The following is a 26,307-nucleotide window of genomic DNA, read 5'->3' as shown; positions in this document are numbered from 1 at the left end:
TTTGGCTATTCTCCAATGGCATAATTCATAAAGATCCGTTCCAACTCCGGGAGGTCTTTTCGGGCTGGGTCGTCTTCTGGTGTATTATGGACCAATTCGTCGATGCGACTATGCACCAACTCATATTCTTCTCTATCCTTTATTACCCCGCGTTTGAGAATCTTTTCCAACTTCTTGAAATAAGCCTTCTCGATCTTTTCGGCACTTTCTCCGGTCGCTGCCTCAATACGTTTATAGATCATACGACGATATTCCAACGGATATTCGTTGATTCCTGCCATCATTTCTTTGTCCAAAGTTCGCAGTAAGCGCTCATCCTTTTCCTCATAGGCTTTGTCAATCCGTTTTTTCTCCCTTTGAAAAAAATTTTTCCGTAATTCTGGAAAACTTCTGTTAGTGCTTTATACAAAAGACTTTAGGAGAATTACTCGATTTTGAGGTAATGACTTTGCAACCATTCTTCTTAAATCCGCTTTTCTTTGCGTTTTCCAATTTTTCGGCTTGTCATCATTTGACGCCGTAACAACTCTGATATTAAGTCGTTTAGCGTCATTTCTCCCGTTTTTCGAGGTTATTCCAGAGATTTTTTATAATTTTGTTTTTAATTAAAAAACGTGATTATATGCTTTTAGTACCCCTCCTGGGCGCAGCGACCCATTTTCCCGTCGAGGAGAAGATTTAGAGATAGAGCGAAGTACAAACGCGGACACGGATCGCGGACGAACGATTCTCGGATACGATGCCGCGACCGTCGGACAGCGACACATTGAAAGATATAATTGCCTTAACGAAATACACCATGGGATTTGTTCCGTTCACATTCATCGATTTCATAGATATCATCCTGGTAGCGGCGATCATGTTCTGGATCTACCGCGCTACCCGGGGAACAAACGCCCCCTACATCATCTCCGGGATCATCATGATCTACCTGATGTGGGTTGTCGTACGCACGCTCAACATGGAGCTGCTCTCCAACATCCTGGGGCAGTTCGTCAGCGTCGGCGTCATCGCCCTTATCATCGTCTTCCAGCCTGAAATCAGGCGGTTTTTGCAGATGATCGGCATGCGCCAGAAACGGTTCAACTTCATCGCCCGCATCTTCAACCGAAACGACAATACCTCGGTAACGATCATCGCACCGATCGTCCAGGCCTGCCGGGAGATGTCCGCCCACAAAACGGGTGCGCTCATCGTGATCGGCCGCCAGAGCGACCTGCGGCTCATCACCGAAGGCGGTATCGCCATCGATGCCAAAATCTCGACGCCGCTTCTCGAAAATATCTTCTTCAAGAACGCACCGCTGCACGACGGCGCCGTCGTCATCGAAGGCGACCGCATCGTCGCAGCCAAATGCATCCTCCCCGTAACGCAGAGCGACGTTCCCAAATCCTACGGTACGCGTCACCGGGCCGCGATCGGCATGAGCGAAATTTCGGATGCGATCATTCTGGTCGTTTCCGAAGAAACCGGCGGCATCTCGATCGCACACGGCGGGACGATCCACCGCGACATCGCTCCCGATCAGCTGGCCAATCTATTACAACGTCATTTCGGAGCCAACCGGCAAAAAGACCGTCACGCGACGATGGGTAGTTAGACACTCTTCACATCACCATACCATGCTGCTCCCCTCCCCGACGGACCGTCTTATTCTGCGCTGTTGGCAGGATGAAGATTTTCCCGCATTCGCCCGGATGAACGCCGATTCCCGGGTGATGGAGTATTTTCCCGCTCCGCTCTCCCTCCCGGAATCCGCCGCTTTCTTCGACCGCATCCGCCGGGAATTCGAAACGGAAAGGTTCGGACTCTACGCCCTCGAACGTCGCACGGACGGGGAGCTGCTGGGTTATACGGGACTTCACCGGGTCACGTTCGACGGACCGTTGTACGGCCGGGTGGAAATCGGCTGGCGACTGCGCAGCGACATGTGGGGCAACGGGTATGCCACGGAAGCGGCCCGAAGCTGTCTTCATTACGCCAGCCTGTCGAAAATGGAATCCATTATCTCTTTCACCGCCTTGAGCAATCTGCGCTCACAACGGGTCATGCAACGGCTCGGTATGACACGATTACAGGAATTCGACCACCCCGCACTACCAACGGGACATCCTCTGCGACGGCACGTCCTGTACATGATCCGGACGAACGGATACGCAGAGACAGAACCGGAAACCCGGCCGGAAAACCTTCGATAAAACCCACGACGCCCTCTAATCTGCGAGCCGCCGCCGGCAAAATTTCCCGGCAGCGGCTCGCCCTACAATACCCGAAAACGTTAGACCAGGACCGGAGCACCGCACAGGGAACCTTTCGAATATTCCAACAACTGTCGTCACCGAATATTCCATCGGTCAAGATCGCAAACGGGTCCCTGTCCCGGCCTCCCGGCCCAAACTATGAACCGGAACCTTATCGAAAATTCGACCGTGCGAACAGCCCTTCGTATCCGAATCTTGTCCTCCCGCCTAAAAACCGGCCCGGCCGAAGTTCTGACCTTATGGCCAACCAGACCGTTCGAAGCTGCAAAAAAAAGGCCGTGGAAAAATCCACAGCCTTTTATATCGGAATGAATCGCCCGCTTATTCGGCAGGAGCAGCGGCCGGCGCAGGCTGCTGATCGGAAGCCGGAAGTTCCGCCTGCGGAACCGCAGGAGCGGGATCTTCGACGATCATCTTCTCCATCAGCGCATTGGCATCTTTCTCGAGTTCCACGTTGCTGCGAGCCACCAGACCGCGATCCATAGCCAGCGTAGCCAACAGACTCAACACGACGATCACGACGGCCATCGTCCACGTAAATTTCTCCAGGAAATCCGAAGTCTGGCGAACGCCCATCACCTGGTTCGAAGCACCGAAATTGGCAGCCATGCCGCTTTTGGGATTCTGAACGAGTACAGCCAGAATGATGAGAATACTTGCAACCAGAATCAGAATGATACAAAGAGTGTATAACATGTTCCTATCGTTTTAATTATTTATTTGCGATTTTGTCAATAAGCGACGCAAAGTAAACACTTTTTTCCGGATTTAACAAACTTAATTTGCGATAAATGGCGATTGCTTCGTCGTAAAGCCCTTGGGCCAGGTAGATTTCCGCCAGATCCTCCGTAACGAGGTCGTCGTCACCGCTCAATTCGGCCTCGGTGCGGACCTCTTCAACGACTTCGCCCTCCTCGGCCACGATCCGATGCCCCCCCTCCTTCAGGAAACGGTCGATCAGGTCGGCAGGCGAAAGCGCACAAAGCGCCTCCCGATCGACCGTGAACCGTCCGAGCGGCAGCAGACGCGACACCGCCGCGATCGACACCCGACGGTCGGAACGCCCGGTTTGAAGCACGCGCAGGATACGGGCGGGAGTAAACCACTCGTAACGCCCGACGAGCGCATCGAGCTGCGCTTCATCGACCGGGCCTACCGTGCCTCCGGACATCGTATATTCCTTGAAATCCGCCATCCGCTACCAGTTTGCCGCCGATGCCTGGAAAATGTCCGTCACCAGTTTATCGACGATTTGGGGGATCAGTTCGCCCTCGATTTCATTCAGCAGTTTCGAAGAATCGAAATCCTCGAACGCCGAAAACGTCTTTTTCCACGACATGCTCTCGTCCACCGCATTGGTGAAGCGCACATTGACGGTAATGGTCAATCGGTTCAACAGGGCCGTTTCGGACGAACCCGAAACCGAAGCCGTCGTCGAAGTATAACCGGTGATCTCGCCTTCGAAAGCGAAATCGCCGCCTTCGTCCACCTGCGTCAAACGCGTCTGGCGCGTAAACTTGTCCCGCAAGGCATCCGTCAGCGTCGAGCTCAGGATCGGAGCCACCATCGGGGCGTTGTTCGGGAAGTAGGCCACACTGAAGGTCTTGGCATCGGGCGGAATCGAAGCGCCCGACAACGAATAGTTCACCTTGTACCCGCAACCGGCCAGCAAGAGGCCCGCTGCGACGACGATCGCATATTTGAGTACAGCTTTCATTCGATTATAAACGATATTTTTCAGGAGTTCTCGTCGATGCCGAGCTCCTTGATTTTACGGTAAAGAGTTCTCTCCGACATAAACAGCTCGGCAGCGGCTTCCCGGCGGCGGCCGTTGTTGCGCCGCAGGGCCCGAAGGATCTGCTCCCGCAGCACATCGGCTTTGGTCAGTTCCCGCGAAGGCTGTTCATCGACCACCTCCTCGCTCTCCGTATAGTCCGGAGAAGCGATACTGTGGGCGGAAGCCGGCAACAACCCCGCCAGGTCTTTGGTCGGCTCGGCAGGACGCTCGGCACGCTGCATCAGCTCGGTAAGCATCCGCTTCAGGTCATTGACGTCGGCCCGCAGGTCGAAAAGCACTTTGTAAAGCAACTCCCGTTCGAAAGACACGCCGTCGCCCGGACCGCTATGCAAGGCCGTACTCATCGACGTAGATGCTCCGCTTTGAGATTGTGCGGGCAGGTACTTCGTCAGGATGGCAGGCGTAATGAGCCGCGCCTCCTCGATGGCCGAAATCTGTTCGGCGACATTTTTCAACTGACGGATATTGCCCCGCCAATAGTAATTCTCCAGCATCTGCCGGGCCTCGGGGTCCAGAGAAATAGCCGGCATACGGTACTGGGCCGCTACATCGGCCGCGAACTTGCGGAAAAGCAAGAAAATATCCTCCTTCCGTTCCCGCAGAGGAGGCACCTGGATCGGCACCGTATTGAGCCGGTAATAGAGATCCTCGCGGAAACGCCCCGCCTGGATCGCATCCTGCAAATTCGTATTCGTCGCCGCCACCACGCGCACGTTGGTCTTCTGCACCTTGGCCGAACCGACGCGGATGAACTCGCCGGTCTGCAACACACGCAACAACCGCACCTGGGTCGAATGAGGCAGCTCGGCCACCTCGTCCAGAAAGATCGTCCCGCCGTCCGCCTCCTCGAAATAACCCTTGCGGGCTTCGACTGCTCCGGTGAAGGCCCCCTTCTCGTGTCCGAACAATTCGGAATCGATCGTTCCTTCGGGAATGGCGCCGCAGTTCACGGCGATATATTTATTGTGTTTACGTGCCGAATAGGCATGGATCACCTGCGGGAAAAACTCCTTGCCGACGCCGCTTTCACCCGTAACGAGTACCGAAAGATCGGTCGGCGCCACACGCAGGGCAACCTCCAGCGCACGGTTGAGCGCCTCGGAGTTACCGATGATCCCGAAACGGTTTTTTATGGATGTCAGATCTGTCATTCCTACTCTATCAATCCTGTTTTACAGCCAATACAGGCAAACTATTCCTGAGTCGTATCCGGAACGGACTCCACACCCCCGTCCGTTCCGGCAGCCACGGGCTCCGGCACGGCAGGTGCGAGTTGTTCGAGGTATTCGCGCTCCAGACGCTCGATCTTCGCCCGGCGTAGATAACCGTAAACGATGACGCCTACGGCCAACACAGCGACCACGATGGCGATGACCATAAATTTATCGATCCTCCGGCGGGGCTTGGAACCCACATAGGTATATCCCTCGGTGGTTTTAAGCGGTTTGCCGTATTGCAATCCCTTTACATAAGGTGCGGGTTTGCGCTTGGCAGAAACGGAAATCCGAGGTTCGGAAATACCGCCGTCGATTACAGGAGAAGCCTTCGCTTCGGAACGGGATCGCACACGGGGTGCAACGGACTCCGCAGACGCAGCGACGGAAGCGGGATGAAGAGCTGCGGCCGAGGAAATTTTATTTCCTTCCTCCGGAGCCGATTCCCCGACAACAGGTCCCGCAGCAGCTACAGGCGTAGCCAGAACCGCCTGAAAGACGATTGCACCGCCCGGTGAAAGGGTCAGACGACCGAAGCCCTCGATTGCATAGGCCCCCTCATGCTCGAGGGCATGACGCACTTCAAACACGAAGCGGTCGATCGCACCGGCAGCCTCCAGATCGTTCATTCCACCCTGCTGCACCAGCAACCCGCGCAAGATGCCGTCGTCGCGCTTAAGCAACTCCGAAAAGACCACACCGCCTTCGGGAACCTTCACGACAAAAGTTCCCAGTTGCGGCACGACCAGCCTCCTGTGCTGGGTCAGGTAATTCGTTATGATTCCAGTCAACACCGTTCTGTCCCGATTAAAATTCGACCCAAAAATACAATTTTCATCGGACAAAAACGAAAAAATTCACCTGTTTTTTCAAAATATACGGATAAACCATTGCCGATCTCGAAAATAATTACCTACTTTGCATCCCAAAATAAAAAACAATCCGCACGAGCTACTTTACTCCGGAATTTACAATGTAGCTCGCTCGGATTATACCGCAAAAAACACAAACGAGCCATGAAAGACAAGTACATCGACCTGATCGAACAGACGTTCGATTTCCCGCAGGATGAATTTACCGTCGAGGACAACGAATTGAACTTCCACGACATTCCCCTGATGGAATTAATCAAGCAGTACGGCACTCCGCTCAAGATAACCTACCTGCCGAAGATCTCCCAGCAGATCAACCGGGCCAAGCGCATGTTCAACGTAGCGATGGCGAAGGTCGATTACAAGGGGACATACAACTACTGCTACTGTACCAAGTCGAGTCACTTCTCGTTCGTGCTGGAAGAGGCGATGAAAAACGACATCCACCTCGAAACCTCATCCGCTTACGACATTCACATCATCAACGCCCTGTACGACAGCGGCGTGATCGACAAGGACCGCTATATCATCTGCAACGGCTTCAAACGCCCGCAATACGTCGAAAACATCGCCCAGTTGATCAACGACGGATTCGAAAACACGATCCCCGTGATCGACAACAAGGAGGAGATCGACCTCTACGACGATGCCATTACCCAAAAATGCAAAATCGGCATCCGGATCGCCAGCGAGGAAGAACCCAAATTCGAATTCTACACCTCGCGCTTGGGGATCCGCTACAACGACATCATCAACTTCTACAAAACCAAGATCCAGAAAAACAAGAAGTTCAAGCTCAAAATGCTGCACTTCTTCATCAATACCGGTATCAAGGACACGGCCTACTACTGGAACGAACTGTCGAAGTGCCTGAACATCTACTGCGAATTGAAGGCCATTTGCCCCGATCTGGACAGCCTCAACATCGGAGGCGGCTTTCCGATCAAAAACTCGCTCGACTTCTCGTACGACTACGAGTACCTGACCGAAGAGATCATCGCGCAGATCAAGAACATCTGTACCCGCAACGGAATCGACGAACCGCACATATTCACTGAATTCGGATCGTTTACCGTCGGCGAAAGCGGCGCGACCCTCTACTCGATCGTCAATCAGAAACAGCAGAACGACCGCGAGAACTGGTACATGATCGACAGCTCCTTCATCACGACTTTGCCCGATACGTGGGGCATCAACCAGCGCTACATCATGCTGGCGATCAACAACTGGGACAAAGAATACCAGCGTGTGCTGCTGGGCGGCCTGACCTGCGACAGCGAAGATTTCTACAACTCGGAATCGCACATCAACGCGATCTTCCTGCCCAAGCTCGAACCGGGGAATCCGCAATATATCGGCTTCTTCCATACGGGAGCCTATCAGGAGTCGATCGGCGGCTTCGGCGGCATCCAGCACTGTCTGATTCCGGCCCCCAAACACGTCATCATCGACCGGGACAAGGACGACAACGAATACTACACCCGCCTGTTCGCCAAAGAACAGTCCTACCGCTCGATGCTCCGCATCCTGGGATATTGACGGAAACGGATTCTCGGACAGAAGATTCCGAGTACATGCTCCGAATACGAAAAATTCATCATTTCCGAAGAAACCCATGAAACAAAAGAAAAAATTTATTCTGATAACGCTTTCAGTAATAACCATATTATTGTTGCTGGGATTTGGGACCACGAGATGTTATCTTTCGTCTAAATATAAAAAAATAGCGGAACGTATGAGAACTGATTATAAAGATATTCCAAACCAGCAGCAGCTCCCTCTTTCATTTTACCTAACGTTCGGTTATTTTCCTCGCTCGATGGACGAAGCCCTCGATTTCTATCATCGGGAGGTTCGACCGGATGTGCCAAAAGAGCATATCAGAGCACAACAGAGATTGCAAGATCCGTTTTCAAGAGATAGTTGTGAAATACAATACGTCCCCCTTTATGATTACGAAACAAAGAAACCTGTATCCTTCATTCTATTGAGTGCTGGTGTCGATGGCAAGATGGATAACAAAATAACACCGAGCGATACCCTGTATCTGAATAACTGGTGGGCAAAACTCGATGTATATAATTACGAAGAAGCTGTTTTGCTGCAAGACTATTGGATTAAATGGGAAGATCTGTGTCGTGCATATGGAGAAGATATAGAAACACTCCTAAAATATAACCCGCCTTATCCCGAACTTGCATTACATTTTACCATGAGAAACTATCTGTGGGGAAAGAAAGATTGGATCATACAATTGGGCCTTTTAGAATAATATCTCCAGTATTTCCTTCAAATAAGACAACCCCTGCAACCAATATGGTTGCAGGGGTTGTCTTTCCGCAGAACTCGGATTCCGTTCCTTTCAGATTTTCATTCGGTTATCATAATATAACTATTCCCGGCGACCGTTCGCATCACGACTCCCGTCCCGAAACACGTCATCATCGACCGGGACAAGGACGACAACGAATACTACACCCGCCTGTTCACCAAAGAACAGTCCTACCGTTCGATGCTCCGCATCTTGGGATATTGACGGAAACGGATTCTCGGACCGAAAATTCCGGAATGTACGACACCGATACGAAAGCACCGGCTTCCTAAAGGGAAGCCGGTGCTATTTTAATGCCGGTTCTAATACAACCCCGTAAGCGGACCCAACTGCACGATCCAATCTTTCTTTCCCCACAGGTAATCCGTCATCCTGAACCGAGGAATATCGGGATAAGGAGGATAATAATCAAGGGATTCAACCTCACCGAATACGTTCGATGTTTCATCCCATCTCTCACAAAAATCCTGCAAGAGAATTGCCTCTTCATAATTATACACGTCGAGCTTTGCCCACCAGTTATTCAGATACAGGGTATCGCTCGGTGTTATTTTGTTATCCATCTTGCCATCGACACCGGCGCTTAACAAAATGAAGGATACCGGAACCTTTTTATAATAATCATAAAGAGGAATATACAAAAACTCACCTCCGTCCCTGGCAAACGGATCCGTCAGAAATTGCTGGGCTCTTAAATCTTTTTTCGCCATATTAGGCCAATAAGTTTGCTGATAAAAATCGACGGCTTCATCCATCGAACGGGGATAATACCCGAATGAATTATAATACTCTAATGGCAGTCGTTGATAAGTCGGCCACATAAAGTAATCCCTAATACTTTCTGCCGTCTCGACATACTTGCCACTCAAACAACACCACAATACCGAACTGCTCAAAGACAGGAGAACTACTAATGACAAAATTGTCAAGATCAATCTTTTTCGTTTCATTTCGAGAGAAAATCAAATCCGGTTATGATGTAGAAATCGTAATTTCAAACTTTTTCACAGCTCTTTATTTCGATACGGGCCCTTCACCTCACTCCGTACAGATTATCATCCACCTTCGCTTTTACCTTTCGACCAACAATCGGTTACCATTTCAAAAACCGCCATGTACTTTCTCATCATACAATGCAACCATTCGGGCATCGGAGAAGTATCCGATTTTATCTTCAGGAAATTCTTTTTTTAATCGACGAGCAATACGGATTCCTTCCTCGTCCAGTTCGACCACTTTATCCCGATCGGGGAATCCCTTTATGAACTCCTTCCAATATTGCTCCAGCCACACATCGATCCGTTTCGAAAGATCCGGACTTATGCCGACTTCATCGTGCTCCAAGTAACCTCCATTGGCCGCATCCCGAATGCCCGTTCCATCGAAGTATCCATCCACCGTTAAATACCGCATAACAAACAAATAAAATAATCGGCAACCGCAAGACTTCCCATCAGGAAACGCGCTACGATTCGGATTAAACAAAGATAGCGAAAGCCGAAAAGAAAACGGGAGCTTGCTCACAGTTTTCCAGGTGCATTCTACCTTCTACAAAGCTAGGAAATAAATTGAAAAACTCGCCTGGTGCCATCGGCAAAAGATCAATTACCCAGGTCGGCTTCGGAAATCATATTATTCAGCAGAGCATAGACCGTGAGACCGGCGATGGTCTTGATGCCCGTCTTGCGGGTGATGTTCTTGCGGTGGGAAATAACCGTATGGATCGATATGAAATACTGGTCGGCGATCTCCCGGTTAGTCAGGCCCCGGGCGACGGCAACGAGGATCTCGCGCTCGCGCTCCGAAAGCTCATAGCCTTCAGGCTGTGCCGTCGTACGCGTCTGCTCGAGAGCCTGCCGAAGTTTGTGATGCACCCGTCCCGGTGAGTCGTAAAGATTGATTACTCCGTCGAACTCGTGCAGCAGCTCATCGTCCACAGCTCCGTGACAGAGAGCGATAATCGGAACGTCCTGCAACATCGGAAAGGCGTTTCGTATCGGAGTGCGGCGCATCACGGGAAACAGCGCGGGATTGATCAGCACCAGGTCGGGTCCCGTCGTCGCCACCCGTTCGAAACAGGTCGCCGGGTCGCCGGTAGTCTCGGCATCGAGGGCCCTGAATTCGGAAAAACCGTCCAACAATGTCCGAATACCGGCCCCCACGATTGCGGAAGGCTCGATAATCAACACTTTATAAATACGACCGTTATCCATTTTTCTCCAATTTTTCGACCAACGGAATCAAGATCTGATTCTCGATGACGGTATGTCGGCTGAGGTCCTCCTCGAAGCGGAAAATATCGGAGAGCACTTCGTAGCGCAGCTTGGCGGAACAATTTTCAGGAAGGTACTTGATAATGATATTCTTCAGATCGCACAGCTTCCCGTCGATATCGCTATGATTATCTTCGAAACAGAGGATATTGTAACCGTCCACCCGACGTTTTTCGAGCAGAGCCTGCACGTAAGGAAACACGGTTCGCTCCTCGTAATCGAAATGATTATCCACTTCCCGGCGGTAATCGGCGAAAAACGTACTCAAGATTTTACTGTGTACTCCGTCGCAAGTCGCTGTCATCGCGGCCATCTTCGCATCCAGATGCGGAAGAGTAACCTCCAGATAATACAGATGCGAAGTATGCAGGTAATCGAGGACACCGCCCAAATCGTCCGAAGTCAGTTGCTCATAAGGCAGAACCGGGACCTCCGACGAATAAATTCGGCAAATCATCAGAAAAAGCTCCGCCGAAATTCCGCGTTGGCGACAGACTTCGCCGACACTCGACTCGCCGAAGCCGAGGGGAATACCCATGCGGGCAAGCACCACGAGCAACTCGTAGTTGGACTCGACCAGGTCGGCCAGCTTCATACCCGGCGAAAAGAGGAGACGCCCCCGCTCCGTATTATCGAAAGAATGTTCCGTCTGTTTCATAATGCAAGGATTATGTTACAAAGATAGTGAAAGCCGAGAGAAAACGGGAACTTGTTCCCTGTTTTCCGAGGCGCATCCTATCTTCTGCAAAGATATGCAAATTCGGACACACCGCCGAATCCCCATATATTGGTATATCGATTACCGCAGCCCCTATTTATTATAAGTACGATATCGGAATCGGGGCATCCGCGATTTTCAACCTGTTGTGTTCGAACCACTTCATAAAATCATTGAATTTCTGCCGGTTGTCGTTGACCCACAAGCCGAATGCAGTCTTATTCCCTTCCCGGAGCACCCAATAGTTGTAGGCTTCCAGATGACCGGCATCCCGCACCGAACGCAGATATTCCAAAAAAGGAACGACGATTTGATTGTCATACTTCAGCACCGTATTCGCCCCTTCGTCCAACTTCTTCAGGCCTTCGTCGATCCACCGGCTCCGGATCCGGTTCAGGGATTCCAGATCGACGGACCGTTCGCCCCCGGCCGCAGCCTGCATCGCCGCCTCGTACACGGCACCGTAAGGCTCCCGCACATCCCCGGCCAGAAGCATATCGATCGTTATGGCGATCGGACGGTTCTCGTAAAAATCGACCGACACGGAATCGGTGGAAAAAACGATGCCAGTTTTATAGTTACGGAACAAAAGCTCGCTCATCTCCTTATTCCGGTCGCCGCTGGGTAGCAGGTTCATCATTATCTCGCCATAAATCTGGCTCCAGACCTTGCTGGTGGAATAAGCATAAAACTGGGCCGCCCGGTAATAGTTCGACGGGAACATCGGAGCTACGCTGATGCCTTTTTCGAAAGAAGCGACCGCTTCGTCGTAATGCCCCTGCATTCCCGAAACGACCCCCTGCTCCAGATAAAGAGCGCCCGAATCGGGAAAGCGTTTGAGCCCCTGCGCATAAACTTTCAAGGCTTTTTTCGGATTCTTCAGATAATCGTAGCAATTTCCGACCAACTGATAAACCAGATCGTTGCAATCCTCGTACTTATAAAGTGTTTTGGCGAGTTTGATCGCTTTCTGATAATCCCGTTTGACCATATAGGCGTAAGCCATCTCGTACGTCAAAGGCCAATAGTCCGGATCGAGTGTCAGTGCCTGCCGGAGCAACACGATACCCTGATCGGGATCACCGTTATCCATCAATTCAATAGCCTGCCGCTGCAATGCGAGCACCTGCTCGCGGTTGTTCTGTCCGAATGACAGTTGTGTGCCGAACAGACAAAACAACGCCCATAGCAATATTCCAAAAAGTCTTTTCATGACAACAAAAAGTTAATTTTCGATGAATGAAGTTACGATTATTTTTTGGAAAAACACCCCTTCGACAAACAAAATTACCCTTTCGCACCGAATTACCGGCACGAAAGGGTATATTTACACGATACGAAACGGAGGTTATTTCCCCTTACGGGCGATCACGGCATCGATGCAGGCCCGGATTTTCGGTGCAGGGTCCTCCCACGTATCGGGCTTGATGACCTTGCCGTCCTTGGGATTGTAGTGCGGCTTGCCGTCGGGCCACAACTTGGCCATGTTAGCCTGCTGAACGATTTCGAACAGTTCGTCCGGCTCGAGTCCCATCTCGACCATCGTACCCAGCGCGAAGTACATCAGGTCGATCATCGCGTCGGCCTGCTCGTAGATATCCTCGGCGACCAGAAATTCAGCAACCTCCTCGTTCATCCATTTCGCCCGGCTGAGCGAGCGTTTTTTATCCAGCATACGGGGTGCATCCGGACACGGATGACCGAACTTTTCGTGAAATTCACGCACGTCGTTCCACTCTTTCTTCATAACACTCAAAATTCTAAAACAGCCATAAAGGTACGAATTAATTTTCACAAGACACGTCCCGGCAGGAGTTTCGAACCTCTTTTTCCGGGTGCCTTTTGGCAAAAGAGCGGAATGCCCGCATTTTCGATCGTACAAACATCGACCGAAAACCACGAACACCTTTTTTTGTATCTTTTTACAAAACGAGAATATGATCCGAACAGCCTCGGACAACCGACGGTCAAAAGGACGAAACAGAAGATATCTGTGAACTCTGCTCTCAAGAAAAAGTCGGCTTCGGCAACGACGTTTGGTTTACCGTCCGCACTTCACTTTTCTGGAAAAATAGGATACGGTTCGGCATAGCTCAAACGACGCTCGGAGGGGGAGGGCAGCTACGCTTACGTATAATGCCCTGCAAGGAGGCGCAAAAGGGACTTGAACAAATTTGGTTCTGTCCTTGTCTTTTACTATCTTTGACATAGCCTTGGATAGGAGGCACCTCGGAAAACCGGGAACAAGTTCCCGTTTTCTCTCAACTTTTCCTATCTTTGCAAAAAATCGGATGCGTGGCCCGGACAAGTTCAGACAGATTTGGCTTACCGTTCGCCTTCCACTATTTTTGCAGAAAGATAAATTGGCCGGACAGACGATTGCTGCCGCCGCCTGCGAAACGATCGGATCGAACCCGGGAACACCCTCGCCGTACCTCTTTTGCTACCGCTTGTCATGCAGATCAACAAGGCACAATTCGTATGCAGCTCCGAGCGTCTTTCGCAACTGCCGAAAGACTCGCTCCCGGAGTTCGCCTTCATCGGCCGCAGCAACGTCGGCAAGTCGTCGCTGGTCAATATGCTCACAGGTCGCAGCGGCCTGGCCAAAGTTTCCGGCACCCCGGGCAAGACGCGGCTTATCAACCATTTCCGCATCAACGACAGTTGGTATCTGGTCGATCTGCCCGGTTACGGTTACGCCCGCACATCGAAAACCCAACGCGACGAGTTCGCCAAAATCATCACCGACTACGTACTCCGATGCGAACGGATGCACTTCCTGTTCGTGCTGGTCGATTCCCGACTGGAGCCCCAGAAGATCGACCTGCGCTTTATCGAAATGCTCGGCCGGGAGGGCATCCCTTTCGGCATCGTCTTTACCAAAACCGACAAACTGTCGGCCGCACAGCTCGCACGCAGCGTCGAACGCTACAAACAAGTGCTCGGTGAACAGTGGGAGGGGTTGCCTCCGATGTTCCGCTCCTCGAGCGAAAAACGGACGGGCCGCGAAGAGATCCTGGACTTCATCGGCAAATGTTTAACAGAATGTTAAAAAAAGATTTTAGAAATACCCGATAATTCGGTCTTTACATCCTATCTTTGCACCATTCAAAAACACAATCACATACTATGGCTATCCACAAAATCAAATTCTTCGCAGGCAGGGGCTCGCGGTACCTCGCGGAGAAAATCGTCGCAAGCTACGGCACCACGCTCGGAAACTCGGAGGTGCAACAGTTCAGCGACGGAGAGTTCCAGCCCTGCTTCAACGAGTCGATCCGCGGCTGCACCGTGTTCATCATCCAATCGACCTTCCCGCCGCTGGACAACCTGATGGAACTCCTTATGATGATCGATGCCGCACGCCGCGCATCGGCCTACAAGGTGATCGCCGTGATGCCCTACTTCGGCTGGGCGCGTCAGGACCGCAAAGACCGTCCCCGCGTACCGATCGGCGCGAAACTGGTAGCCAACATGCTCGTCGCGGCAGGCGTGGACCGCATTATGACCATGGACCTGCATGCGGACCAGATCCAGGGCTTCTTCGACGTACCGGTGGATGCACTCTATGCCAGCGGCATCTTCGTACCGTACATCAAAAGCCTGAACATCGAGGACCTCTCGATCGCGGCACCCGACATGGGCGGCGCCAAACGGGCCAACACCTATGCCAAGCACCTGAGCGCCCCGATCATCATCTCGCACAAGGAGCGTGCGAAAGCCAATGTCGTGGGTAAAATGACGGCCATCGGCGACGTGAAGGGTCGCAACGTAATCATCGTGGACGATATGATCGATACGGCCGGCACGATCTGCATGGCAGCCGATATGCTAATGGAAAAAGGTGCCAAGAGCGTCCGGGCAGCCATCACCCACCCGATCCTTTCGGGGCAGGCTTACGAAAAAATCAATGCCAGTGCCTTGCAGGAGGTGATCGTCACGGACACCATACCGCTCAACCCGGAAAAGGACCTGAGCAAATTCAAGGTGATGACCGTAGCGGACATCTTCGCCAACGTCATCGAGCGCGTACACAACTACAAGGAGATTTCGTCGATTTTCTTCAAGTAGGAGGAGTTTACAATACGACAAAGGGGATGCTTTTTCGAGCATCCCCTTTGTCGTATTTAATGTTTCGCTATCCGGTGCATCTCACAAAAGCAACAACAGTCCGACCGCCAACGCCGCAAAAATACAGAAACAAAAGCGTATAATGCGATTATTGCAGAAAGACACCTTCCACAAGAAATAAAACCCAGCGCAACATAAAAGATATAACCCCAGTAAAACCAAAGAAACAATCCCGCAATACACCACGTAAACCAGCCCGTTTCCGCCTGCCCCATCGCATATCATACCAACAAAAAATACGATTATGTCGAGCAGTAGCAACCCGGTCAGTACAAGGGTTGTTATTTCTGCAATTCTGTTTTTTTCATTTTGCTCCGTCATTTCAGCGGCGAATCCGGTTCCCGGGCCATAACCATATAGAACATACGGTCGAGGAAGCCAGGGGCGAATTTCTTGATAAAGTGTGTAGCACGCCCCTCAGCCTCCATCAGGCAAAGGCGTTTGCGCTTTTCGATTCCCCGAATAACGATACGGGCGACCTGTTCGGGCGTCATCATCTTCGCCTCGTCGCGCGGTGTCTCGCCCTGGCTCGAACCGTCGGCCGTGAGCGCCGAAAAGCGGACATTCGAAGCCGTGAACCCCGGGCAGGCGACCATCACGTGCAACCCCTTCTTCAGGTTTTCGATCCGCACGGTTTCCAGAAATCCCGTCATCGCATATTTCGAAGCCGAATAGCCCGTACGCCCCGGCAGGCCGTGCAAACCGGCCACCGACGAGATGCCGACCAGCGACCCGTGCGAAGCCTGCAAGTACGGCAACGCGTATTTGGTACAATAGACCGTGCCCCAGAAATTAACGTCCATCAGACGGTGCAGCACCTCCAGATCCACGTCATCGAACAGTGCCCGCATCGAAAGGCCCGCATTGCAGATGAGCACATCCAACCCGCCGTACTCCCCGACGGCCGTGTCGATCAGATTGCGGCACTCCTCCGGCTTGGTCACATCCACCGCGCAGTAGGTCGCTTCGCCGCCTTTGGATCGGATATCTCCGACGATGAGCTGCAATTTTTGCAGGCTCCGGGCGCCGAGCACCACGTTGGCACCCTGCACCGCACATTCGCGGGCCAATGCCTCGCCGATCCCCGACGAAGCTCCGGTGACCACGACGGTCTTTCCTTTCAAACCTTTCATCCTATCAATCGTTTACATTTATTTCCAATCCGTCGTAAGCCAAATATACCCCTTCGGGCAACAACGCGGAACGCTCGGCGTAAAGACCCATTTCATGCGACATATGCGTCAGATACGCCCGGCGGGGCGCCACACGGCGGATCAGCGCCAATGCTTCGTCCAGTGAAAAATGCGAATCATGGGGCTGGGGCCGGAGCGCATTGACCACCAGCACTTCGACACCGTACAGCTTCCGCTCTTCGGCCGGGGCGATGGTCTTGAAATCCGTAAGGTAGGCCAGTTCGCCGAACCGGAACCCTGTCACCTCGAATCGGGGCGAATGGTGTCCCGACACGGGAATCACCTCCTTGTCCTTAACGCAAAAGGGAACGGCAGGATCTATTTCGCACAGCTCGATTTCGGGCACCCCCCGATACTTGTCCACACTGAAGGCATAGTCGAAGTCCTTGCGGACGCATTTGAGCGTCTGCCGTGTTCCGAATACGTCGATCCGATGGATCGTGGGATAATCGACGAAATTGAAGGCCCGCACGTCGTCCAATCCTCCGATATGGTCTTTGTGTTCGTGCGTCAGCAGAATCGCGTCGATATGCCGGACCCCGGTCCGGAGCATCTGGTAACGGAAATCGGGCCCAGCGTCGATCACCAGCCGTATGTCGTCCCACTCGAGCATGGCCGAAGTCCGCAGACGGTTATCGCGGGGATCTTTCGAGGTGCAGACGGCACACCGGCAGCCGATCACCGGCACTCCCTGAGAAGTTCCCGAGCCAAGAATCGTAAGTTTCATACCCATCGCAAAAAACGTCGGAGTTTCTGTTTTTCCCGGCGACGGGAACAAAAATACAAAAAAAACACCGCAGAAAAGAGAAATCGCCGCTTTTTCTCGCACGCTCCAGATAACGGGAAGCAACGCGTTTTACCGTACGCTCGGATAGGCTGGAGCGACTGTCGGTATCATTCGAAACGGGCGGCGAAAACGATCCACGATACCCCGGGGAACTCCGGCGGTGCACACCCGAACAATTCGGTATCTGTCGGAAAAATTCTAAAACCATACCGCCACAATCCTATACCTCTCCTCCTACAGATCCGATAATCTCCCGGAACCGGCCGCCCTCTCGCCCCTCCCGAAAACGCTACCGCAAGACAACCGGAACACGCCCTGCGAAACAGTTTCCTCCACCGCAAACAGAAGGCGGGCCGGCAACTGCTAACGATCGCCGCCGTTCCCGGCGCACATACGACATTCATCACATTCCGCTCGGAGGCGTCCAGAAAATCCGATGTACGTTTTGCGATTCGATTTGTATAATTTGAGAACGAAACATCCTTCAATCCGGATAATTTTGTATAATTATTTTTCAGATTCGGGTCAAACCGGAAAAACCATTCCCGGACACCCGGATTTTTTACCCCGAAAAACAAGGAATTTCAAGCCCCGTATATCCCACCCGACTCTACCGTCCATAAATTTCACCGACCTCCATCCATCGAAAAAATGCAGGACGGAAGAGTCGCACGGGGCGATTTCCCGGCGAAAGCCGAAATAATAGCGCAAAAAGACATTTTTAGTACTTATTTTTACTATCTTAGTATTCAGAATGTTGGAAAACCTCACATATTTCCTTAACGGAGCTTCCCTGTCATTTTTCGCTATGGGCGCCTTCCATATGGCGATTTATGCCCGACAGAGCAAATCCCGGCCCCATTATCTCTTCACAATCTGCCTGATATGGATGGCATTGATCGAACTCAAAGAGTTTTTCCTGAGCCACGATGCCGCCTACAACTACGAAATTCTCGGCCCGGGCTTCACCTTTCCGGACCTGTTTACCCTGGCTCTGCTGTCGCTCTTCTTTTTCGAACTGGTGATGCCCGGCCGCATCACGGCACGATACAGCCTCAAACTGCTGAGCCCCTTCGTTCTGCTCGGCGGCGCCTACTGGCTCGGAACGGCTTTCGAACCCCGCACGGTATATGCTTCCCTGCCGGAGTTGCTAAAGGACCTGCCGTCCTTCCTGCCGACGGTACTTCTGCTCTACACCCTATACACCGTCGGTTACTGCCTCTTCGCCCTGACTCGCATCGTCCTCTACTCCATCCGTTACTCCCGGGAGATCGCCCAGGCCTACTCGTTCACGGAGCGCATCCACCTGCAATGGCTGCGGTGGATGTCGGCACTGCTGGCCTTCTACCTGCTTTCATACATCATCATCATTCTATTTTTCAGCAATATCTGGTTCACCATTCTCATCTATATCCTGACACTTACCGTCTGGGGTATCCTCTACGGCTGCATCCTGCAATACCGCATCCCGGACATTATCCGGGATTACTGGCAACCGCTCCCGGAAGAAGAACCCATCGAAGAAAATCCGGAAATAAACCTCGCCGAAGGAAAAGGACGCGCCGCATCGCTGCGGGAACAGTTGCAGGAAGCCATCGTACAGCGCAAACTATACCTCAACCCCGGACTTACGATCATCGACTTGGCCTGCGAATGCGGCACTAACCGCACGCAACTCTCCCTGCTGCTCAACAAGGAATTGGGCTTGTCGTTCCGCGACTACATCAACCACTGCCGCATTCAATATGCCGCCTTGCCGCTGCTCGAAGACGAGGAGGCCGGCCATAAAATCGAAGAAGTGGCCCTGTTATCCGGATTCGGGAGCACGGCGACTTTCTACCGCGCCTTCGCCAAAGAAAAAGGCATGGCCCCGCAACAATGGCAGGAGTCCATTAGAAAATCCCGGACAAGGGGGGGGGAAGACAACGGTTTACGGGAAATAACCGGACTTCAGGAAGAGTGTCCGTAAGGCATCGTTCGCAACATTGAACAAGCGTACCGAAGTCGCAAATCAATTTGCCGCTCCGATTCATTTACAATGGACGGCTCAAGGATACGGTCCTATTTCCTTTTAGGACAAAAGCCTGCTCTCTGCTCTCTGCTCTCTGCTCTCCGCTCTCCGAGCGTCGAACCCGTAATCCGGAAACACCCGTCAGGGATGCCATCCGATCTTCTTCAACGATAGCCGGCATCGAAGAGCCAGCCCCGGATAAAGTTCATCGCCGAATAAACCGCCCCATGAGCCGGATCCTGCGCCGCACGCCCCGAATGCCCGAACACCCGTCAAGAAGCCGCCGGCCGGTTATCTCTTACGGTCGCCAGAAGTAAAAAGCCCCGGACAAGGTCGCAATTCCTATGTGCCGGGGTAACGAATCCGCAATCCGGAAAGCACCCGGCCCCCGGACAAAAGCCTACGCTCCATACACCCCAGCGGTGAATTCTGCGGCCGGCACGGGCTCGGACGCAAAAGAAGAGCACCGCTTCGATCCCGCCGGAAACGGACACGCCTCGCCGTAAAACATCGGCAGTCATATACCGCCAATATACCTTATTCGACGGTCGTTTATTCACGACCCGTGACCGTGTTGTAATACTTGTCGCCCTAAATCCCTTCGCTCGGAGGAAACTTGGGCTACGACACACCCCAAAGGGACACCGAAGTATATAATCACAAAAATACGGTACTTCCCGGCAGTCAAATGAAAGCGGCGCCCCCTTTTCGGAAGCGCCGCCGTATCAATCGAAATACAGGTCTTATTCGGTAACCCGCTCGAGCCATTTCACCATACCGAGCATAACGCCCATCGAGATGATGCAGACCGAGAAGAATACAGTCCAAGCCACCCAAATAGGATAAGCATTGTAGATGAGCGGACCAATCCAGAGCAGCAGATTGCCTACGGCCGTTGCACAGAGCCACAGACCTTGGCAAAGGCCCTGGAGATGCTTGGGAGCAACTTTAGAAACGAACGACAGACCGAGAGGAGAAATGAACAGCTCTGCCACAGTCAGGAAGAAGTAGAGTACGAAGAGCACCCACGGTCCTGTCTTGAGAGCGGCCGCCTCTGCAGCCGGGAGATCCTTGAACGCCTCGGCCGAAGGATAACCGTTGATGATCGAGAATACAGTCATGAAAAGGAATGCCAATCCGGCCAAACCCATACCGATAGCGATCTTGCGAGGTGTGGAAATCGCTTTTCCACGGCGTGCAAGAGCGGCAAATACCCACATCACAACAGGAGTGAGGATAATGACATAGAACGGGTTGAGAGCCTGCCATATTTCCGGCTGTATGGAGTCGGTCTTTACGAAATCGCGGGCAAAGAGCGAGAGTGAAGTTCCGTTTTGATGGAATGAAAACCAAAAGAAGATAGCAATACCGAGCACAGCGAAGAGGGCTGCCATACGCTGCTTGATTTCCGTAGCCATTGCAGCTTTTTCCTCTGCAGAATATGTAACGGTTTCCTCTTTTGCTTTCTTTGCGGGAGAAGGAAGCTGTCTTTTGGTGAAAAGGAATATCGAGAGAGAAATAAGCATTGCGGCAACGGAGGCGATAAACGAATAGTGGATGCCGGTGTTGAAGACATTAAGATAATTCGAACAGAATGCCGATACGGAGCCGGCATCACCTGCAACCACAGAGCCACCCACCTTTGTAATCAGCTCCTGAAGATTGGCAAGGTTTACTTCCGCACCCGCCAAAAATCCATGGCAAAGAGCCGGAAGCTCGGCATTATACATCAAACCGTTCTCACTGAGCCACCAGCTGCGGAGCAAAGGAGCTACGAAGGGAGCCACAACGCCACCAAGATTGATAAAGACATAGAAAATCTGGAAACCGGCATCACGCTGCGAAGCATAGCGAGGATTGTCGTACAACTGTCCGACAATGGCCTGAAGGTTGCCCTTGAAAAGGCCGTTGCCGAATGCGATGAGGAACAGCGCACCGCAAGTAAGCGTAAGAAGCCATGTCTGATTCTCAGGAGTCGCGAAAATGGGGAATGCCAATACGACATAACCGATAGTCATGACAATAAGACCGGAAATGATGGTTCCTTTGTAGTTCTGCGTTCTGTCGGCAATGATACCGCCTACGAGGCTAAGCACATAGATACCGGCGTAGAAGAAAGAATAGACTAAAGCACTGGTCTCTTCAGACAGGCCGAATTTGGAACATAGAAACAGCACAAGCACCGCGTTCATGATATAATATCCGAAACGCTCGCCCATGTTGCTCAATGCTGCCGGGATCAATCCTTTGGGTTGATTTTTAAACATACGCGATTGAATTAGAATTTTTTCTGTTTTTTGTTTCGCGGACAAAGATAGAATTATTTTTCGTATTTTTGTTATAATAATGAACCAGTTTATGGGAAATCCGACGAAAAAGCTCCCGATGATCGAGCGGGACGGCTGGCTGCTTCCGGTCGAGAAAGAGCTGACCGCCCGGCACGAGAGCTACCTGCGGGCACTTCGGGAAATAGAAAAATCGGCCGGATCGATCGTCGATTACGCCAACGGCTATCGCTATTTCGGATGGCAGCGGGACGAGGCGCTCGAAGGCTGGTGGTTCCGCGAATGGCTTCCCGGGGCGCAGGACGTTTATCTGCTGGGCGACTTCAACGGCTGGCAGCGCACTTCGCTGCGGCTCGACAGAAACCCGGAAGGGGTGTGGAGTATTTTCCTGCCCGATGCGATGTATGCCGAACGGCTCACGCACGGCTCACTCTACAAAATCCACGTGCACGGCGACAACGGCTGGCACGACCGCATCCCCGCCTATGCGACCCGCGTGGTACAGGATGAGAAAACCAAGAATTTCACCGCCCAGTTCTGGAATCCGGTCCCGTTCGACTGGCAGGGCGACCGCCCCATTGCGGCCCGCAGCGAGGAGTTACTCATCTACGAAGCCCACGTAGGTATGGCCCAGGAACGCGAAGGCGTGGGCAGCTATGCGGAATTCACCGAAAAGATCCTGCCCCGGATCCGGGAGGAGGGCTACGATACGGTGCAGTTGATGGGCATCGCCGAACATCCCTATTACGGATCGTTCGGCTACCACGTGTCGAACTTCTTCGCCCCTTCGTCGCGCTTCGGCACGCCCGAAGCGCTCAAGACGCTCGTGCGCACGGCTCACGAACTGGGACTTGCGGTGGTGATGGATCTGGTGCACGCCCACTACGTGAAGAACCTCAACGAGGGGATCAACGAGCTCGACGGTACGGATCATCTATACTCCCTACCGGGTACGGCGGGCGAACAGCCCTACTGGGACTCCAAAACTTTCGATTACGGCAAGGAACAGGTGCGGCACTTCCTGCTTTCGAACGTCAAATACTGGCTCGACGAGTTTCATTTCGACGGCTATCGGTTCGACGGGGTGACCTCGATGATTTATCATCATCACGGACACACCGATTTCAGCCGAAGGGAACAATATTTCGACGCAGGGGTAAACGAGCATGCCCTCACCTACCTTACGCTGGCCAATACGCTGGTACACGACTTCCGTCCCCGGGCCGTTACGATCGCCGAGGAGGTGAGCGGCATGCCGGGCATCGCGGTTCCAACCGCAGACGGAGGCGTCGGCTTCGACTACCGCCTGGGCATGGCCATTCCGGATTTCTGGATCCGACAGCTCAAGGAGGTACCCGACGAAAAGTGGGACATACACGCCATTTGGCACGTCCTGACCGACCGTCTGCCCGGCATCAAGACGGTCGCCTATGCCGAATCGCACGACCAGGCGCTGGTGGGCGACCAGACCCTCGCGTTCCGGCTGATGGGAAAGGAGATGTACGAACACATGGACCGCGCCTCGCAAAGTCCGGTCATCGATCGAGGCATGGCACTGCACAAGATGATCCGGCTCGTCACGATCTCGGCGGGCGGGGACGCCTACCTCAACTTCATGGGCAACGAATTCGGACATCCCGAATGGATCGACTTTCCGCGCGAGGGCAACGGCTGGAGCTACGCCTACGCCCGGCGCCAATGGTCGCTCGCGGACAACGGGCTGCTGCGCTATGCCCAGCTCGGGGAGTTCGACCGGGCGATGATCGCCCTGGTGAAAAAATACGGCATACTCCGCGACGGCTACCCTTACAATTTACAGATGGACACCCAGAATCAGACGATGGCCTTTTCGCACGGCGACCTGCTGTTCGTATTCAACTGGCATCCGTCGGCCTCGATACCCAATTACGAAGTACGGGTACGGGTTCCGGGCCGTTACCGCCCGATCCTCTCGACCGACGAGCGCCGTTTCGGCGGCACGGAGCGGACCGACATGCGGGGGCAGCATTTCTCCTACCCCGTGCAGGGGGACGAGCTGCCCCGCATCCGCATCTACAACACCTCGCGCACGGCGACGGTCTTCCTTCGCGAAGAGTGATCCGGACACACTCCCTGCGCCGTGCACGGGGCCAAAAATACCGGATAATGCCCGGAAAACAGAAAAAATCGCAAAAAGACAGACAATACACCGCTGCCGAGCGGGATTTCGGACAACAAATTCAATACAATGACGAAAAAATACAGACATCTCCTGTTCGACCTCGATGGCACGCTCACAGACCCGATGGAGGGCATCACCCGTTCGGTGCAACACGCCCTGCGGCATTTCGGTATCGAAGTGAGCGACCTGCGCGAGCTCTGCCCCTTCATCGGACCGCCGTTCGCGGAGTCCTTCCGGACATTTTACGGCTTCGACGACCGCCAGACCAGCGAAGCCGTAGCCGTATCACGGGAGTATTTCACCGAAAAAGGCATCTTCGAAAACCGGCTCTACGACGGGATGGACGAGCTGCTCGACACGCTCACAAGCAGCGGATATACGCTCTGCGTCGCCACGTCGAAGCCCCGGGTATTCGCCGAGCGGATCCTCGACCACTTCGGCATCGCCCCCTATTTCTCCTTCGTCGGCGGCACAGGACTGGACGGCTCGCTGCCGACGAAGGCCGATGTGATCGCTCACGTGCTGGCCGGGAGCAACATCACCGATCGCGGAACCGCCTTAATGATCGGCGACCGCAAATACGACATTCTCGGTGCAAAAACCGTCGGCATCGACTCCGCCGGAGTTCTCTACGGCTACGGCGACCGGGCGGAACTGGAAGCGGCCGGAGCCGATTACATCCTCCCCGCAATTCCCGACCTGGAAGAGCTGCTGCTCGAATAAACGGACGAAATACCGGGAAACAGAGGGATTGTCTGACAAGTCCTATTTTAACGTTTTCACCCCCGTCGGAATAAACTCCGGCAGGGGTGATTTTCAATTTCGGGAAGTTATCGAACAGCCCTTTCATTCAGTTGCGGGCAACCTTGAAAGCCTACTTTTTCGCTGCGGCCGTACGGCGGGCAATGTCCTCGGCCGTATGCTGCACCTGGAAGCAAAGGTTCGACAGATCGACGCCCTCGATCCGGCGGCCCTCGACGACGATCTCGCCGTTCACCACGACGGTATCCACGTCGGCAGCCTTGCCGCAGTAGATCAGGTTCGCCACCATATTATATACCGGCATAAGGTGCGGCTTCACCGCATCGATCAGAATGAAATCCGCCAGCGCACCCTCCTTAATAACGCCCAACTCGCCGGCATGACCGATCGCACGGGCCGCATTGACGGTCGCCATTTTCAGAATTTCATAGGCAGGCAGCACGCAGGGATCCATCGTCGCTACTTTCTGCAAGAACGATGCGGTACGCATCTCGTCCCACATATCCAGGTCGTTGTTCGAACAGGTACCGTCCGTGCCAATCGTGCAAAGCACCCCTTCGCTATGCATCCGGGCGATCGGGGCGATACCGCTCGAAATTTTCATGTTGCTCTGGGGGTTGTGCGACACGGCCACTCCGCGCTCCCGCAGGATGCGGATATCCCCGTCATCGACGTGAACGCAATGCGCACCGATCGTCCGGTCGTCGAGAATACCGAGGGTATCGAGATGCCGGACAGAAGTAGTACCGTAACGCTCCCGCACGATACGCACCTCGTCTTCGGTTTCGGAAATATGGGTCATGAACCAGAGTCCGTGGCGGCGTGCCAGCTCCTTGCCCCGCTGCAACGACTCCGGCGAACAGGTATAGGGCGAATGGGGCGCCACGGCCAACCGGATGCGGTCGCAGTCGCCCGTGGTGGCGATCATCCGCTCCACATCGTCGGCAAAAGCCTCCCAACTCGTATCCAAGTAGCTCGCTCCGAGCATGGCCCGGATGCCGAGCCGCCGCACGGCCTCGGCGATACGGTTTTCGTGCCAGTACATATCGACGAACGTCGTGACGCCGCCCAGCAACATTTCGACAATACCCATTTCGGCTCCCAGTACGATTTCGTCCGGGGTTTGCTGTGCCTCGAAAGGCCAGATATATTCGTGCAGCCACTTCATCAGGGCGATGTCGTCGGCATAGCCCCGCTGGAGGGTCATCGCCACGTGGCAGTGGGTATTGATCAGTCCCGGCATGAGCACCTTGCCCGTGCCGTCGATCTCCCGCACCCCGGGATGCTCCCGCCGGAACGCTTCGATCCGCCGGGGATCGTCGCTGACCAGCGCCAGACGGCGATCCGCCACGCCGACCGCCCCCGTGAAAGTCCGGGGCTCCTTCTCTGCCGTCATGGGCAGAATCGTACAGTTCGTAAATAACAGTTCCATAAGCAATACAGGTTCGACGCAATCGGAATTACAAACCGGGCGGTTATCGTCAAAACGGCATACGTCGAACTATTTTA

The 26,307-nt window shown here is 53.2% G+C and carries 25 protein-coding genes; 9 read left to right on the top strand and 16 right to left on the bottom strand.

Going from position 1 to position 26,307, the window contains the following annotated elements:
- Nucleotides 1–5 precede the first annotated feature (5 nt).
- Entirely contained in the window at nucleotides 6–284 is a 279-nt protein-coding gene (locus ALIPUT_RS06605; RefSeq protein ID WP_004329022.1) for a hypothetical protein, read from the bottom strand.
- A gap of 515 nt (nucleotides 285–799) precedes the next feature.
- Here ALIPUT_RS06605 and cdaA point away from each other — a divergent pair.
- Nucleotides 800–1,600, top strand: coding sequence for a diadenylate cyclase CdaA (gene cdaA / locus ALIPUT_RS06600; RefSeq protein WP_040293555.1), 801 nt, complete (start codon nucleotides 800–802; stop codon nucleotides 1,598–1,600).
- Nucleotides 1,601–1,622: 22 nt separating this feature from the next.
- Nucleotides 1,623–2,198: a GNAT family N-acetyltransferase gene (locus ALIPUT_RS06595; RefSeq protein ID WP_004329016.1), complete on the top strand. Its 576-nt coding sequence runs from the start codon at nucleotides 1,623–1,625 to the stop codon at nucleotides 2,196–2,198.
- A gap of 384 nt (nucleotides 2,199–2,582) precedes the next feature.
- Here the strand turns inward: ALIPUT_RS06595 and secG are convergent, their stop codons facing one another.
- From secG to ALIPUT_RS06570, 5 genes are read right to left on the bottom strand one after another with little or no spacing between them, the layout of a single operon-like run.
- Nucleotides 2,583–2,957 carry a preprotein translocase subunit SecG gene (secG, locus tag ALIPUT_RS06590; protein ID WP_004329015.1) on the bottom strand — a complete coding sequence of 125 codons (375 nt, stop codon included), beginning with the start codon at nucleotides 2,955–2,957 and terminating at the stop codon, nucleotides 2,583–2,585.
- A 16-nt stretch (nucleotides 2,958–2,973) separates the two neighbouring features.
- Nucleotides 2,974–3,456, bottom strand: a complete 483-nt coding sequence (locus tag ALIPUT_RS06585) for a tetratricopeptide repeat protein (RefSeq protein ID WP_004329014.1) — start codon at nucleotides 3,454–3,456, stop codon at nucleotides 2,974–2,976.
- A gap of 3 nt (nucleotides 3,457–3,459) precedes the next feature.
- Nucleotides 3,460–3,978, bottom strand: coding sequence for an LPS assembly lipoprotein LptE (gene lptE / locus ALIPUT_RS06580; RefSeq protein WP_004329013.1), 519 nt, complete (start codon nucleotides 3,976–3,978; stop codon nucleotides 3,460–3,462).
- Between the two features lie 20 nt (nucleotides 3,979–3,998).
- Nucleotides 3,999–5,210: a sigma-54 interaction domain-containing protein gene (locus ALIPUT_RS06575; protein WP_004329012.1), complete on the bottom strand. Its 1,212-nt coding sequence runs from the start codon at nucleotides 5,208–5,210 to the stop codon at nucleotides 3,999–4,001.
- Between the two features lie 41 nt (nucleotides 5,211–5,251).
- Nucleotides 5,252–6,067 (bottom strand): hypothetical protein, encoded by an 816-nt coding sequence (locus ALIPUT_RS06570; RefSeq protein WP_004329011.1) that lies wholly within the window; start codon nucleotides 6,065–6,067, stop codon nucleotides 5,252–5,254.
- Between the two features lie 222 nt (nucleotides 6,068–6,289).
- Here ALIPUT_RS06570 and ALIPUT_RS06565 point away from each other — a divergent pair, with 222 nt between their 5' ends.
- Both ALIPUT_RS06565 and ALIPUT_RS06560 read left to right on the top strand, forming a co-directional pair.
- A complete protein-coding gene (locus ALIPUT_RS06565) occupies nucleotides 6,290–7,684 on the top strand; it encodes a type III PLP-dependent enzyme domain-containing protein (protein ID WP_004329010.1) in 1,395 nt (464 codons plus the stop codon).
- Between the two features lie 196 nt (nucleotides 7,685–7,880).
- Nucleotides 7,881–8,417 (top strand): hypothetical protein, encoded by a 537-nt coding sequence (locus ALIPUT_RS06560; RefSeq protein ID WP_147554470.1) that lies wholly within the window; start codon nucleotides 7,881–7,883, stop codon nucleotides 8,415–8,417.
- Between the two features lie 362 nt (nucleotides 8,418–8,779).
- Here ALIPUT_RS06560 and ALIPUT_RS06555 read toward each other — a convergent pair whose 3' ends face one another.
- From ALIPUT_RS06555 to ALIPUT_RS06530, 6 genes are all read right to left on the bottom strand, one after another.
- Complete coding sequence (locus ALIPUT_RS06555) at nucleotides 8,780–9,232, bottom strand: hypothetical protein (RefSeq protein WP_004329008.1); 453 nt, start codon at nucleotides 9,230–9,232, stop codon at nucleotides 8,780–8,782.
- Between the two features lie 346 nt (nucleotides 9,233–9,578).
- Nucleotides 9,579–10,001, bottom strand: coding sequence for a hypothetical protein (locus tag ALIPUT_RS06550; protein ID WP_155813747.1), 423 nt, complete (start codon nucleotides 9,999–10,001; stop codon nucleotides 9,579–9,581).
- A gap of 77 nt (nucleotides 10,002–10,078) precedes the next feature.
- Nucleotides 10,079–10,690, bottom strand: a complete 612-nt coding sequence (locus ALIPUT_RS06545; RefSeq protein WP_004329005.1) for a response regulator transcription factor — start codon at nucleotides 10,688–10,690, stop codon at nucleotides 10,079–10,081.
- On the bottom strand, nucleotides 10,683–11,408 hold the full coding sequence (locus ALIPUT_RS06540) for a hemerythrin domain-containing protein (RefSeq protein ID WP_004329004.1): 726 nt from the start codon (nucleotides 11,406–11,408) through the stop codon (nucleotides 10,683–10,685). The genes ALIPUT_RS06545 and ALIPUT_RS06540 overlap by 8 nt, the downstream gene beginning before the upstream one ends.
- Nucleotides 11,409–11,568: 160 nt before the next feature.
- Nucleotides 11,569–12,681: a tetratricopeptide repeat protein gene (locus ALIPUT_RS06535; RefSeq protein ID WP_004329003.1), complete on the bottom strand. Its 1,113-nt coding sequence runs from the start codon at nucleotides 12,679–12,681 to the stop codon at nucleotides 11,569–11,571.
- Between the two features lie 135 nt (nucleotides 12,682–12,816).
- Nucleotides 12,817–13,215, bottom strand: a complete 399-nt coding sequence (locus ALIPUT_RS06530) for a pyrophosphohydrolase domain-containing protein (protein ID WP_004329002.1) — start codon at nucleotides 13,213–13,215, stop codon at nucleotides 12,817–12,819.
- Between the two features lie 708 nt (nucleotides 13,216–13,923).
- On the opposite strand from ALIPUT_RS06530, the gene yihA reads away from it, so the two are divergent.
- Together yihA and ALIPUT_RS06520 are read left to right on the top strand one after the other, a co-directional pair.
- Nucleotides 13,924–14,520: a ribosome biogenesis GTP-binding protein YihA/YsxC gene (yihA, locus tag ALIPUT_RS06525; protein WP_004329000.1), complete on the top strand. Its 597-nt coding sequence runs from the start codon at nucleotides 13,924–13,926 to the stop codon at nucleotides 14,518–14,520.
- A 77-nt stretch (nucleotides 14,521–14,597) separates the two neighbouring features.
- Complete coding sequence (locus ALIPUT_RS06520; protein WP_004328999.1) at nucleotides 14,598–15,539, top strand: ribose-phosphate diphosphokinase; 942 nt, start codon at nucleotides 14,598–14,600, stop codon at nucleotides 15,537–15,539.
- A gap of 377 nt (nucleotides 15,540–15,916) precedes the next feature.
- Here ALIPUT_RS06520 and ALIPUT_RS06510 read toward each other — a convergent pair whose 3' ends face one another.
- On the bottom strand, nucleotides 15,917–16,732 hold the full coding sequence (locus ALIPUT_RS06510; RefSeq protein WP_004328997.1) for an SDR family oxidoreductase: 816 nt from the start codon (nucleotides 16,730–16,732) through the stop codon (nucleotides 15,917–15,919).
- Between the two features lie 4 nt (nucleotides 16,733–16,736).
- Nucleotides 16,737–17,519: an MBL fold metallo-hydrolase gene (locus ALIPUT_RS06505; RefSeq protein WP_040293653.1), complete on the bottom strand. Its 783-nt coding sequence runs from the start codon at nucleotides 17,517–17,519 to the stop codon at nucleotides 16,737–16,739.
- Nucleotides 17,520–18,468: 949 nt separating this feature from the next.
- On the opposite strand from ALIPUT_RS06505, the gene ALIPUT_RS06500 reads away from it, so the two are divergent.
- Nucleotides 18,469–19,548 (top strand): helix-turn-helix domain-containing protein, encoded by a 1,080-nt coding sequence (locus ALIPUT_RS06500; protein ID WP_187117650.1) that lies wholly within the window; start codon nucleotides 18,469–18,471, stop codon nucleotides 19,546–19,548.
- A 785-nt stretch (nucleotides 19,549–20,333) separates the two neighbouring features.
- Here the strand turns inward: ALIPUT_RS06500 and ALIPUT_RS06495 are convergent.
- Nucleotides 20,334–21,857, bottom strand: a complete 1,524-nt coding sequence (locus ALIPUT_RS06495) for a peptide MFS transporter (RefSeq protein ID WP_004328990.1) — start codon at nucleotides 21,855–21,857, stop codon at nucleotides 20,334–20,336.
- Nucleotides 21,858–21,948: 91 nt separating this feature from the next.
- Between ALIPUT_RS06495 and ALIPUT_RS06490 the strand changes: the two genes are divergently transcribed.
- Entirely contained in the window at nucleotides 21,949–23,973 is a 2,025-nt protein-coding gene (locus ALIPUT_RS06490) for an alpha-amylase family glycosyl hydrolase (RefSeq protein ID WP_040293651.1), read from the top strand.
- A 129-nt stretch (nucleotides 23,974–24,102) separates the two neighbouring features.
- Nucleotides 24,103–24,759, top strand: coding sequence for an HAD family hydrolase (locus ALIPUT_RS06485; protein ID WP_004328988.1), 657 nt, complete (start codon nucleotides 24,103–24,105; stop codon nucleotides 24,757–24,759).
- A gap of 151 nt (nucleotides 24,760–24,910) precedes the next feature.
- On the opposite strand, the gene ALIPUT_RS06480 is transcribed toward ALIPUT_RS06485, so the two are convergent.
- A complete protein-coding gene (locus ALIPUT_RS06480; protein ID WP_004328987.1) occupies nucleotides 24,911–26,230 on the bottom strand; it encodes an amidohydrolase in 1,320 nt (439 codons plus the stop codon).
- Nucleotides 26,231–26,307: the final 77 nt, after the last annotated feature.

Origin of the sequence: Alistipes putredinis DSM 17216, from assembly GCF_000154465.1 — a bacterium.
Lineage (GTDB): Bacteria > Bacteroidota > Bacteroidia > Bacteroidales > Rikenellaceae > Alistipes > Alistipes putredinis.
The sequence above is the reverse complement of the archived record's forward strand: the minus strand, read 5'-3'. Positions and strand labels throughout refer to the sequence as shown.